Annotated in this window: 12 protein-coding genes; 3 read left to right on the plus strand and 9 right to left on the minus strand. The window is 43.1% G+C overall.

Annotated elements, in window-relative coordinates; genetic code table 11:
- Nucleotides 1-158: 158 nt before the first annotated feature.
- The 8 genes from FC24_RS05710 to rpmG all read right to left on the minus strand — a co-directional run bounded on the left by FC24_RS05710 (nt 159) and on the right by rpmG (nt 5,574).
- Nucleotides 159-1,418 (minus strand): methionine gamma-lyase family protein, encoded by a 1,260-nt coding sequence (locus FC24_RS05710; RefSeq protein ID WP_420805252.1) that lies wholly within the window; start codon nt 1,416-1,418, stop codon nt 159-161.
- Between the two features lie 19 nt (nt 1,419-1,437).
- On the minus strand, nt 1,438-2,367 hold the full coding sequence (gene miaA, locus FC24_RS05715; protein ID WP_057873928.1) for a tRNA (adenosine(37)-N6)-dimethylallyltransferase MiaA: 930 nt from the start codon (nt 2,365-2,367) through the stop codon (nt 1,438-1,440).
- A gap of 62 nt (nt 2,368-2,429) precedes the next feature.
- Nucleotides 2,430-2,825, minus strand: a complete 396-nt coding sequence (locus tag FC24_RS05720; protein ID WP_057873929.1) for a rhodanese-like domain-containing protein — start codon at nt 2,823-2,825, stop codon at nt 2,430-2,432.
- Between the two features lie 30 nt (nt 2,826-2,855).
- Nucleotides 2,856-3,818 carry an ROK family glucokinase gene (locus FC24_RS05725; protein WP_057873930.1) on the minus strand — a complete coding sequence of 321 codons (963 nt, stop codon included), beginning with the start codon at nt 3,816-3,818 and terminating at the stop codon, nt 2,856-2,858.
- A 5-nt stretch (nt 3,819-3,823) separates the two neighbouring features.
- Nucleotides 3,824-4,048: a YqgQ family protein gene (locus FC24_RS05730; RefSeq protein ID WP_057873931.1), complete on the minus strand. Its 225-nt coding sequence runs from the start codon at nt 4,046-4,048 to the stop codon at nt 3,824-3,826.
- Between the two features lie 30 nt (nt 4,049-4,078).
- On the minus strand, nt 4,079-4,750 hold the full coding sequence (locus FC24_RS05735) for a rhomboid family intramembrane serine protease (protein WP_057873932.1): 672 nt from the start codon (nt 4,748-4,750) through the stop codon (nt 4,079-4,081).
- A 7-nt stretch (nt 4,751-4,757) separates the two neighbouring features.
- Entirely contained in the window at nt 4,758-5,315 is a 558-nt protein-coding gene (locus FC24_RS05740; RefSeq protein ID WP_235807325.1) for a 5-formyltetrahydrofolate cyclo-ligase, read from the minus strand.
- 109 nt (nt 5,316-5,424) lie between these two features.
- The gene (rpmG, locus tag FC24_RS11345) at nt 5,425-5,574 is read right to left on the minus strand and encodes a 50S ribosomal protein L33 (protein ID WP_083485646.1); all 150 of its coding nucleotides are present in this window, start codon (nt 5,572-5,574) and stop codon (nt 5,425-5,427) included.
- Nucleotides 5,575-5,861: 287 nt separating this feature from the next.
- On the opposite strand from rpmG, the gene FC24_RS05745 reads away from it, so the two are divergent.
- Together FC24_RS05745 and FC24_RS05750 are read left to right on the plus strand one after the other, a co-directional pair.
- A complete protein-coding gene (locus FC24_RS05745) occupies nt 5,862-6,191 on the plus strand; it encodes a DMT family transporter (RefSeq protein ID WP_057873933.1) in 330 nt (109 codons plus the stop codon).
- Between the two features lie 84 nt (nt 6,192-6,275).
- Entirely contained in the window at nt 6,276-6,905 is a 630-nt protein-coding gene (locus FC24_RS05750; protein WP_057873934.1) for a L,D-transpeptidase, read from the plus strand.
- A gap of 55 nt (nt 6,906-6,960) precedes the next feature.
- Here FC24_RS05750 and FC24_RS05755 read toward each other — a convergent pair whose 3' ends face one another.
- A complete protein-coding gene (locus FC24_RS05755) occupies nt 6,961-9,084 on the minus strand; it encodes a peptidoglycan D,D-transpeptidase FtsI family protein (RefSeq protein ID WP_057873935.1) in 2,124 nt (707 codons plus the stop codon).
- A gap of 511 nt (nt 9,085-9,595) precedes the next feature.
- Here FC24_RS05755 and FC24_RS05760 point away from each other — a divergent pair.
- Complete coding sequence (locus FC24_RS05760) at nt 9,596-12,280, plus strand: YfhO family protein (RefSeq protein WP_235807326.1); 2,685 nt, start codon at nt 9,596-9,598, stop codon at nt 12,278-12,280.
- Nucleotides 12,281-12,308 lie beyond the last annotated feature (28 nt).

A 12,308-nucleotide genomic window follows, 5' to 3' on the forward strand; every position in this document is an offset into this window, starting at 1 on the left:
CCTTTATGGGTTTTTCTGTCCACTAATATGTTCAACTTAAATTTTACAATCTACCAAATACAAAAACTGGTGGTAAAAACTAACCACCAGTACAATTAATTTTTATTCTTTTTTAATAATTAACAATTTAATGCCACAAAATCAAATAACAATTTTGCCTAGCTATCCCTTTCCCCCATCACCGCATTTGCCGCCGCAGTGATGGCGAGTTTGACGTGCTCGTACGTCAAACCGCCTTGCAAGTACAGTGTGTACGGTGGACGCAGTGGACCGTCTGCAGAAAGTTCCACGCTTGCGCCTTGAACAAAGGTGCCAGCTGCCATAATGATTTTATCTTCATAACCTGCCATGTCACTAGGAATGGGGGTGACGAAGGCATCGACTGGTGAAAAGCGTTGAATTTCTTCTGCAAACTTTGTCATGGCGTTGGCTTCACCAAAGTTTACTGTTTGAATTAAATCAGTCCGCGGGGCATTCCATTTTGGCCGCACGTCTAAGCCTAGTCTTTCTAGTAACGCCGCGGTAAAAACAGCCCCCTTTAATGCTTCACCGACAACGTGTGGGGCTAAGAAAAAGCCTTGGAACATGTTACCTAAGCTATTTAGCGTTGGTGCTTCTTCTGAACCAATACCTGGTACAGTCAGTGCGTAACCTATTTTTTCCACTAAATCTTGGTTACCGGCAACATAGCCACCTGTGCGCGCTAAACCGCCGCCAGGATTTTTAATTAACGAACCGGCGATTAAATCCGCCCCGACTTCTAAAGGTTCTTTCGTTTCGGAAAATTCGCCGTAGCAATTATCAACAAAAATCGTGACGTCTGGCGCGACGCGGCGAACAGCTTTAATCATGGTAGCAATTTCTGCGATGGTAAAACTATCTCGATTAGAATAACCTCGGGAGCGTTGAATCGCCACCACCTTAGTTTGTGGGGTGATGTGCGCTGGAATTTCAGATAATGCCACTTTGCCAGCTGCGGTTAATGGAATTTGATCAAACGTGACCCCAAAGTCTTTTAATGATCCGATCCCATTGCCAGCAAGTCCGATGACTTCTTGCAAAGTATCATAGGGCATTCCAGTTAAATAAAGTAATTGGTCGCCAGGACGCAGCATGCCAAAAAAGGCAGTACCGATAGCGTGGGTACCAGAAACAAACTGTGGCCGGACTAACGCTGCTTCGCCACCAAAAGCTTGGGCGTAAATGGCATCCAATTGATCCCGGCCAGCATCATCATAACCATAGCCTGTAGTGCCATTAAAGCTTTCCGCGGCGACTTTTTGGTCGCGAAAAGCCGTTAGCACTTTACGTTGGTTGGTTAACACTTGCGCACTGATTTGGGCTAAACGGGGTTGAATCTGTTGATCCACTTGGGTGACTAAAGATTGTAATTGTGGTGAAATTTCATCTGTCATCATTGATCATTCCTTTGCTAAATTAATCATTTAAAAATTGCACGACTGTTTGTTCAATCTGCATTAATTGATCTGGTTGGGCCAGCAAATCAAACCAGTGTGTCGCCATTTGGTTGCGGAAATAGGTTAATTGGCGCTTAGCAAAATGACGGGAATTCTTCTTCACTGTGGTAACAGCCTCTGCCAAAGTGCATTCCCCTGCAAAATACGGGAAAAATTCTTTGTAACCAATGGCTTTACTGGCCTGTGGAGCTTGCTGGCGCTGTTGGTAAACCATTTTTGCTTCTGTTAATAAACCTGCAGCCAGCATTTGATCCACCCGCTGGTTAATCCGCGCATACAAGACTGATCGCTGCGTGGTTAAACCGATAACTAAAGGCTGATATGCAGGATTATACTGGTCTGTCTGTGCAGAAATCGGTTTGCCAGTGGTTTCAAAAACTTCTAACGCCCGGATCAAACGTCGGCTATCCCCAGGTGAGATTTTCCGCGCACTGATCGGATCCACTTGGGCCACAGCCTGCTGCAAAGCTTGAATGCCATGTACCACTAAAAAATGCTCCCACTTGGCCCGCAATTTAGGCTGTGGTGCGCTAGCCGAGCCCCCTAGCTGATACCCGCGCAATAAAGACTGCAGGTAAAAACCGGTGCCACCTACAACGAAAGGTTGGTGTCCGCGTTTAGCAGTGGCCGTAATTGCTTGAGTGGCTAAGCGTTTAAAGTCCGCGACGGTAAAGGGTTCTGTCAGTTCCCGGACGTTTAACAAATGGTGGCGGATCCCCTGCTGTTCTTGCGGTAAAATCTTTGCCGTCCCGATATCCAGCTTGCGGTAAACCTGCATAGAATCACCAGAGATCACTTCGCCATTAAAACGATGGGCTAGTTTTAAGCTTAATGCGGTTTTACCCACTGCTGTGGGACCGACAATTAAAATCAGCTTCTGTTTTGGCATGGTTGTCACCTCTTCATTTAAACTAAAAGGTTGACACTGCACTAGCAAGTCAACCTTTAAAATTAATATTTTTTCCGCTTGGTTTTACCATCCCAAGATTGATAACCGCGTTTCAGCCAAAAAATTTGTTTGTAGCCCTTCCGGTGCAGCAAAATCGCTGCACGAGTACTAAGCGTCCGGCCTTGATCGTACAAATAAACTGGTAAATCAGGCCGAATTTCATTATACCGCTGTTTCATTTGTGAATAAGGAATGTTACGCGCACCTAAAATATGACCGGAATCAAAATACTTGGCCTCTCTTAAATCAATAATTTGCGCTTTACGCATCCCTGCATTAAAGTCTTCTTCTTCTAATTGCGTCCCAACCCGCTTACGTTGGATCATAAAATAAACTTGCTGGCCGACAATGTAAAGTAAAAACGCGACAACAATAACCGTCAGAATCGTATTTAACATGAACCATTAACCTCCCAAATTCCGTTTCGATTAAGCAAAAGCTAACGCTAAGGAACCAGCACCGATCACGCCGGCTTCATTTCCTAATTCAGCAAGCTTCAGCTTTGTGGTTTCGCGGACTTGTGGGAAAGTATAGTCATCAAAATAAGCCTGAACCTGATTCAATAAGAAAACACCTGCTGCGGAAACACCACCGCCAATGACGATAAAAGTTGGATTTAATGTGTTCGCCACATTTCCTAGCGCAATGCCTAAATATTGCGCCACGCGATCAACTACCATTTTAGCTAGCGGGTCGCCTGCTTTAGCTAAATCAAAAGTAATTTTAGATGAAATTTCGTTACCATCATCTAACGTTTGTTTCAATTCAGAATCTCCTGCATACTCTTCGGCCATATCCCGAGCGACGCGCACCACACCAGTTGCTGAAGCAACGGTTTCTAAACAACCGTGCTTACCGCAAGTACACAAGTAACCTTTAGGATCAACGGTAATGTGGCCGATTTCACCAGCTGAGCCAGCGGCACCGTGCAATAAATGACCATCAGCGATAATACCGCCACCAACACCGGTGCCTAAAGTGACAAAGGCCACATTATCATCATTTTCACCGGCGCCTTTCCAACGTTCACCTAATGCAGCGACGTTGGCATCGTTATCAATGGCAAACTTAATTCCTGTCCCTGCTTCAATCTCTTGTTTGGCTTGTTGCAAAGTTTTCCAATTTAAATTGTAGGCGCCAATAATGGTCCCTAATTGCCGGTCAACCGTCCCCGGCGATCCCATACCAATACCCAAAAATTGCTCAGGCACCATTTGGTACAACTTCAAGTGGTGGTTAATTGAAGTTACAATATCAGGAATAATGTGGGCGCCTTCATCTAAAATATTAGTGTCAATACTCCAGCGTTGTTGAATGGCGCCACTAGTTGTCAAAATGGCAAATTTAGTGGTGGTACCACCTAAGTCAACGCCGATTAATTTTTTATCCATCGTTATCACTTGCCTTTATCTTGTTTTTGTTGTTCCCGCCGCTGCTCAATTTCATGTTCGCGACGTAAAATCATTTTTGCCTGTAAATAAGGCTTGTGTGCCACCACACCAGCTTGGTAAAGGTGGTCAAGCTCAATTGCCATCAATTCAATGTCCCATAGTCGTTTTCCGACATAGACAAAAATATTGTAACGCTTTAGTAACTGCTGTACATCATATAAAGTCCGCATACTATCTAGTCCTATCATAACCTTGAAACATTATCGTGTAAAACCTAAATACAGGAAAAAGGCGGTTGCACCGACTAACACGATGAACGCCCCACAGCGCCGCCAACGACCAATGCTGCGTAAGTTAGGGACTCCCACTAAGTTAGCCACTAAAAAACCGCCGAGCAGTCCGCCTAAATGACCAGCTAAATCAATTCCGGGAATGAAAAGATCAAACCCAAGATTCAATAAAATAAATAACGCAAATTGCCGCCCCACTGCACGGATCGCAACATTATTGCGGAATGTTTCCATCAACATGAAAAAGGCACCAAATAGCCCAAAAAGCGCTGTGCTAGCACCAACTGAAATGCCTTGATTAAAGACAAAACTGGCAATATTGCCGGTTATGCCACTTAACAAATAGATTACAGTAAAGCGCCAATGACCAAATAAATCTTCAATCTGCATGCCAATAAAATATAGCGTAATCGAATTCACCGCGATGTGGGTTAACCCACTGTGCAAAAACATGGGTGTGATCAGTCGCCACCACTGACCTTGTTGAATTAAGAAATTAACTTTGGCACCGAAGAAAACCAACACATTGCCGTTTTCACTGCCGCCAAATAACGTTAATACTAAATAAACCAGTAATTGTAACCCGAGGAAAAAATACATCATGTACGGGCCGCTACGCCATTGTCTGATTTTACGTTGCATTCGCACCTCACCTATCTACGGTTAGCAATTGATCAATAACCCTATCAAACGGTGCCACTGGCCAAGTTGCTGTGGTAAAATACTGCCCGCTAAGCGCTAAGCTAACTGTCTTTTGCGGATGTTGACTTAAGAAGCGGTCATAGTAGCCGCCACCAAAGCCTAATCGTTGCCGAGCCGCTGAAAAGGCTAATCCGGGGACTAACATTAAATCAAACTGCGTCCGGACTTGTGTTGGCTGATACGGGGGTTCCAATAAGCCAAACTTGCTTTTTGTCAATGGTGTTGTGGCGGTATAAGGTAAAAAGGCCAACTGCCGTTTAGGCATCACTCTCGGAACATACACTTGCTTGCCCGCCTGCCAAGCTGCCTGGATTACCGGTTGCACATCAATTTCCAGTGGCTGACTTAGCGTTAAGGCGACCGTCCGAGCTTGTTGCCATTGAAGCAACGCAAAAAATTGCTGGTAGAGCTGTTGTTGAGCCTGCTGCTTTGCAGGTTGTTGCTGATAAGCCTGCAGCCATTGAATCACTTGCTGCCGCACGGCTTGTTTCGCCAGTTTTGCCATTGGAGACACCTTCCTAAAAAAATAAGCCCGGGGATTATCCCGAACTCACTTGTTCATCTCAATCGACACCAAAACGACTGCGGCAGCACCACAGTTCATTCTAGCGTGCTTACTTAGTTTCGCGATGTAACGTAACTTTCCGTTCGTTTGGGCAATATTTATTTAATTCCAACCGATCAGGATTGTTACGGCGATTTTTGCTCGTTAAGTAATTGCGATGATGGCAACTTGTGCATTCCATCGTAATGTTGACACGCATATTAAAATCCTCCCTGATGTTCAAAGTTTAAATTTTTCGACCTTCGTCTCAAACGAGTATTAGTTTATCATTTTTTAACCGCGCTGGCTAGTCCTTTTGCAAAATAATGTTAAGTCTTTTTGCTTGACAGGGAACAATCACGGTAAATCTAAAGTTATTATTATAATTCTCTCATAATTTTCACAATTCATTGCACCAAATTAATGCATGTTAAATTATTGTCGTATTTTAAGTTGTCCTCAACTGCAAAGTGGCTTAAAATCGTCTTCAGAAAGAAGGTTAGCACTTTGGCAGGTTACATTTATTTAGGCATTGCCATTATTGGCGAATTGTTAGGTACGAATTTATTAAAACTATCAGTGGGCTTCACCCGGCTTTTTCCCACGCTGGGCACGTTGTTGGCTTACGGCTTTTGCTTTTATTTTCTATCACTCTCCATTAAAACCGTCCCGCTGAATTTAGCTTACGCCAGTTGGGCTGGCTTAGGCTTGATTTTCACCACCATCATTTCAATTTTTCTTTGGCGCGAGCCTTTGAATGCCATTGGCATTTTAGGTCTCGGCTTAATTGTCGTAGGTGTGGTATTGCTAGATGGTTTTGGGACACCAGGTCATTAGTTAAGTTTAGCTGTGTCCCTTTCATTTCAACTTGTAGTCAGTTATGATAGTGCGTAAGCCTTATTTAATTGGAGCGATTAATTTATGAAGCGTCCCGACAAAAAACATCAAGTGTTGGTCATTTTAGTGCTAACAGCAGCTTTATTAGGTATCAGTGCCCATTATTTAAGCATTAACTTACCCCAGCAACACCATGATGAAGTGGCAACTGCGAAGACTAAAACACAGCGAACCAGCGTTAAAAAAGCAGTGACACCACAGAAAAAGCAAGCGACCATCGATTGGCGGGCACCCTCGGAAACTAAGCCCTATCCAGATTTAAAGCAACATTCCCACGTTACGCTAGAAGTTGCTCAGGGCAAACAGCGGGTTTACGTCAAGGATGGCAAAACCACACTGTACACCATGTATGCCTCTACCGGCATTAAACACACCACGCCAAATGGTAAATTCGCGATCCAGGCTGAACGGGGTAAAAGCTTTTATAATAAGAAGCTCAAGGAAGGCGCAAATTATTGGACGTCCTGGTCCGGTCATGGCGTTTATTTATTCCACAGTGTTCCAACGACTGCTAAAGGCCACTATAAAGCCAAGGAAGCTGAAAAATTAGGTACTAAAGCTTCGCATGGCTGTGTCCGCCTCACCATTCCAGATGCCAAGTGGATTAACCAGCACATCCCCTACGGTACCAAAGTGATCGTTCATGATCCGTAAAGAAAAAACAAAAGGAACATGCAATTAATTGCGTGTTCCTTTTTGATTACTTATTTTATGCTGATTTTGAACTACTACCAGAAGAGGTCTTTTGACCATTATCTTTAAAGTAGTTGCTAAACATTTGCTCCGCCACTTGCGTGTTGTAATGCGAACTATCCGCATTGGTTGAGATGTTCGGGAAGACCACCGCAACCGCAATCTTCGGATTATCTGCTGGCGCATACCCAACAAAACTAGACGTTAAAGTTTCTGGCGGGTCCGTATTATTTGGATTATCTGGATCATAGTAGAAGGTTTGCGCCGTCCCAGTTTTACCCGCAATAGCCGGCGTAAAGTCCTTCAAATCGTGGGCAGTTCCCCATGACATGCTACCGTGAACTACGTTATAAAAACCTTGTTTGACCACGTTAATTTCTTCTTGTGTTGACCCGATCCGGTTTAACACTTTAGGCGTGCTTTGTGTCTGAACTCGTCCTAGCCTGCCATCACTAGTAGTTCCGCGAATTGATTTTACAATGTAAGGCTGCATCCGGTACCCATTATTAGCAATGGTCGAAACGTACTGGCCTAACTGCATCACGGTGTACTGGTCAAAGTTCCCATAAGCTAAGTCCAAAGATTTTACTAAGTCATTAGTCGGTCCTGGATACCCTGACGCTTCACCAGGTAAATCAACCCCAGTTTTAACACCTAAACCAAATTGATGGAAGTAGCCCCGCTGTTTAGCAAAGACTGATTTATCAATGTTGAAGTATTGGTTTGCTTCATACTTGGCATTACCTTCCTTCATCGCCAAACGCATCATGTAGATGTTAGAAGAAACTTCTAACGCTTGGACGGCATTTAGCGAACTATAAGTGTTAGCCGGGTAAACGGCTTTTTTAATCAAACCGCCTGAGAAATATAGTGGCGCATCAGACAAGGTATTATTCGTCGGTGTAATCACACCACTCATCATCCCGCCTAGTACAGTTGCACCTTTTACCGCAGACCCCATGGTGAAGGTTTGGTTAACCACGCCTAAGGCATCATCTGAAGTAGTCCCTTTTTTCGGACTATTTTTCAAGCCAGCCATGGCCAGAATCGCACCGGTTTTCGGGTTCATCGCAACGGCATAAGCACCATTAGAATATTGGGTCATACCCGCTGATTTAGCAGAATTAAAGACATTTTTCAACGATGATTCAACCTGCTTTTGATATTCCGAATTAATGGTCAGGACCAGGTTGCCACCCTTTTTACCTTGATAAAGCTTTTTACTGCTGATCACTTTATTATTGGCATCCATGGTAACCTGTGACTGTGCTTTAGAACCTTTCAGTACATTTTCGTATTGCTCTTCTAGATAACTGGTTCCTACACGGTCATTCCGAGAATAGCCCCTAGCCAGATAAGTGTTCAACTTATCATCGGGCAAGCCTTGCTTTTCTGAAGAGACACTACCGAAGATACTACGCATAGAATCACCATTAGGATAGGAACGCTGCCAATCAGAAGCAATGTTCACCCCGGATAATTCGGTTAAATGCTCACTGACTTGCGCAATTTCTTCAGCGCTGACGTCCTCGTTTTTAAGATAAACTGTCGACAGCTGATAAGCCCCGCTCATGATTTTGAACAGTTGTGCTGCCTGGCGCTGCTGATGATTAAATTTAAGCTCAGACTTAGGAATAGCAGCCATTTCTCGTTTATATAACACTTTATCGCTGACCGAATTACCGTTGGCATCCACCTTTTGTGAACGCGGTATTTGCCGGTAAATCCGTTTTAAATTTTTCGTGTTCGCTAAATAGTAGTCAATTTTATCACGTTTGGTGAGGTGCCCCACGTCAACACTCAAGTATTGGGTCAATTTATTTGCCGTTTTATAGATATCCGTGGAGAGCACATCCGCGTCTTTAGTATAACTAATGGCGTTATTCGCTTTATTGCCCACCATTACCCGGCCATTGGCATCATAGATCATCCCCCGGGGAACGTTACTGGTCACCACCGTTTTATCTGTCCGCTGCACTTCAGCTTCCAGTTTGGAACCATACAAGATCTGTAAATACCCTAATTGGGCGATCAAAGCAGCAAACAGGATAAATACAATGAATAACAAAAAATTCAATCGAAACGAAATCGTCGATTGCTTTTTAGCGGATTGTTTCACTCTTTTACGCAAAAATTTCACTGCTGATTGCTCCTCTATCTCACGTCATGACTTGCAATGTATATACGCTGGTAACTGCCAACATTAACTAGGGCTAGTTTAACATAAATCTAGCCTGAAGCGGCAATTAACAAGCACAGTCATAAACGCATGAAACCAATGTTAAATACTTTATTAATACTAGCATACCGCTTTTAGATTTTAAAGTTACGAAAAACTAAGATTCATTTAAATCTTTAGCTGCTGGTTGGCAGTTTATTTCAATGGTATAAACTAGTTTAAGTAGCTACTGCTGTTGTTGTGGAAACGTGCTTGAACAGGCAACTGTTTCCGCTGTTATTACGGAAACGTGCAAGTGCAGACAGCTTCTTCCGGTTAGCTACAAACCGGCGCCATTTGCTTTGCAAATATCACCGGTTTTAGGCTAATCCTCAGAAGCTAACCGTCTGCTCTTGCACTCTTTTTTTCCTTGCACTTCTTTTTTTGTTCACTTATGCTTTTAACCATAGAAGAAAATCTTGAGGTGGGTAGTTTGTCTCGTTTAATTGACTTTTTCAAGCGGCATTATGCGCTTTTACTTAGCTTTTTCATTCCCCTTTTATTGATGACGGGTTATTTTGCTTCCCGGCACATGTTTCCTTTTGGTCACAGTAGTTTACTGACGGTTGATTTAGGCCAGCAATACATTGATTTTTTTTCCTTCTACCGGGATACTTTACTCCATCATCCTAGTCAAGTGTTGTATTCTTTCAGTAAAGCAATCGGTGGCGACATGTTCGGTGTTTGGGCTTATTATTTGTTTAGTCCGTTTAATTTAATTCTATTGTTAACACCGGGCAAATGGTTGACTGCCGGTATCATGGCAATGACCGTTTTAAAATATGGCTGCGCTGGGTTAAGCTTTGCTTGGCTGTTAAAAAAGACCGATACAGCTCGTGGCTTTTACATTCCTGCGTTAGCCGTCAGTTATGCGTTGATGGGCTGGATGATTGCTAACCAACTTAACTTAATTTGGCTAGATGCAGTGATTTTACTGCCATTAATTATTTTAATGATTGAGCGGCTCTTCCAAGGTGCTTCTTATCTTGGTTACAGTTTATGGTTAGCGGCAGCGTTAATCATTAACTACTATATGAGTTACATGATCTGCTTATTTTTAATCCTGTACATGTTATGGGCGTTGGCGCGGCATTTTGACAGCTGGCGGCAAACTGGTCGGATCGTGGGTAAATTTATCACTGGATCTTTATTAGGTGCTGGTGCTGCAGCTGCAGTGTTACTGCCAACTTTTTATGCCCTAACCCAAAGCAAAGCCCAGTATACAGTCACTAAAATTCATTGGCGCTTGGAATACAATCCATTAAAAATGTTATCTAAATTAGTGGTTGGTGCCTTTAACTTTGATCAAATGCCTAGTGGCTTTCCGAATATTTTTGTCGGTTCATTAGTGTTGGTTGCTTTTTTGCTGTATTTTTGTTTACGGCGCATTCGGTTGCGGGAACGCTTCGCCGCTTTAATCGTCACTGCTATTTTGATTTTATCGCTTTGCTATGAACCTTTAGATCTGCTTTGGCACGGCATGCAGTTTCCCATTTGGTATCCTTACCGCTTTTCCTTTGTGGTTTGCTTCTGGTTTGTCTGGCTAGGTGCTATCAGTCTAAAACAGCTTCCGCGGCTACGTTTACCTGCCGGAGTGAGCTTAGCCTTATTATTTGGTTTAGGCCTTTATTATGTGGCCAATAATTTAAAACACTTTAATTATTTAAATTCCACCGCCGTGCGTTTAAGTTTATTATTTAGTTTATTAGCACTGATATTACTCGCTTTTAAAGCCAATCCCTCCCCGCTGTTACCGTTTACCTTACTATTATTAGTCGTGGTAGAGATGGGAACTAATGCGATTTTGAGTTTGAACCAAATCAGTTATGTCACCCAAAGTGATTATGCCGATTATACTGCGGTACTCAAAAAAGCGGTAAATCAGGTCAAGACGCACACTACGCCAACGGATTTTTACCGTTTGGAAAAAACCTTTATGCGGACTAAAAATGACGCCATGGAAGCTAATTACAACAGTGCATCACATTTTAGCTCCACCTTTGAATCCAAGATTCCCAATTTCATGGGTCAGATAGGCCAGCCAGCTGGCGATGGCTTCATTGCCTATGCCAATGGTACTTTGTTTAGTGATGCTTTTTTAGGTGTGAAATATTATTTGGCTCGTAACCCTGATTGGTTGGAACCTGCCAATCGGAATAATAACCCATTATTGCCACCTTTAACGACAAAACCTGATCTAAAATACTACGATCAATTTGATCAAACTCAAGAAGTCCGCGCTTACCAAAATCCTTATGCGCTGAGCTTAGGTTTTGCGGCTTCCCGTAATATCTTGAAAAAGCAAACTAACACCAGCTATCCGTTGGTCTACCAGTCAAACGTACTCAATGCGTTAATGGGATCAAAACAATATTCATCATTATTTCTGCCCCAGTTGTTCACAACGGTGAGCTACCAAAACGTTAAACAGCGCAAAGCGCCGTTAAGTCAAACTTACCGTAAAATCAACCGGCATAAACCAGGTACCATTACTTATACCTTCACCCCTAATAGTGATGATCCTTACTATTTAACTATCGGTTCTAACTTAAATAGCAAAGCGGTTAGTTTTAGTCTAAATGGCAAAAATATTCGCCAATACGATACGTTTCGTGATACTGTGGTGATTAATTTAGCTGCTGCAGCACAAAATCGGCCACAGAAGTTAACCATCACGTTAAACCGCAACGAAGTGTGGTTAAAAGATTTACAACTCTACCACTTTGATATGAATGCCTTCAACACGGCCATCCATCAATTACAAGCAGCACCATGGCAGTTAACCAAAAATAATAATAACCGGCTCAGTGGCCACATCACCATCCCGCAACACCACCAAGTATTGATGACCACCATCCCTGCTAATACTGGTTGGCACGTTAAAGTTGATCAAAAACCAGTTAAAATCAAACGGGCGTTAGACACCTTTATCGCGATTCCGCTCAGCAAAGGTACGCATCAAGTCAGCATGTATTACTGGCCGCCTTATCTCACCTTAGGCTTAATCATCAGCGGCCTCACGTTGCTTTTTGATATAATCTTCTTCCGGTGGCATAAACGGCGGAAAAATCTTTTTGCTAGGAGTCGTTTCAAGCGGCACAAGCGGAGTTTGCCTTAGTGCCTGTGGTGGACTTGTGGTGATAATT

The organism is Loigolactobacillus rennini DSM 20253 (assembly GCF_001436505.1).
Classification (GTDB): Bacteria; Bacillota; Bacilli; order Lactobacillales; family Lactobacillaceae; genus Loigolactobacillus; species Loigolactobacillus rennini.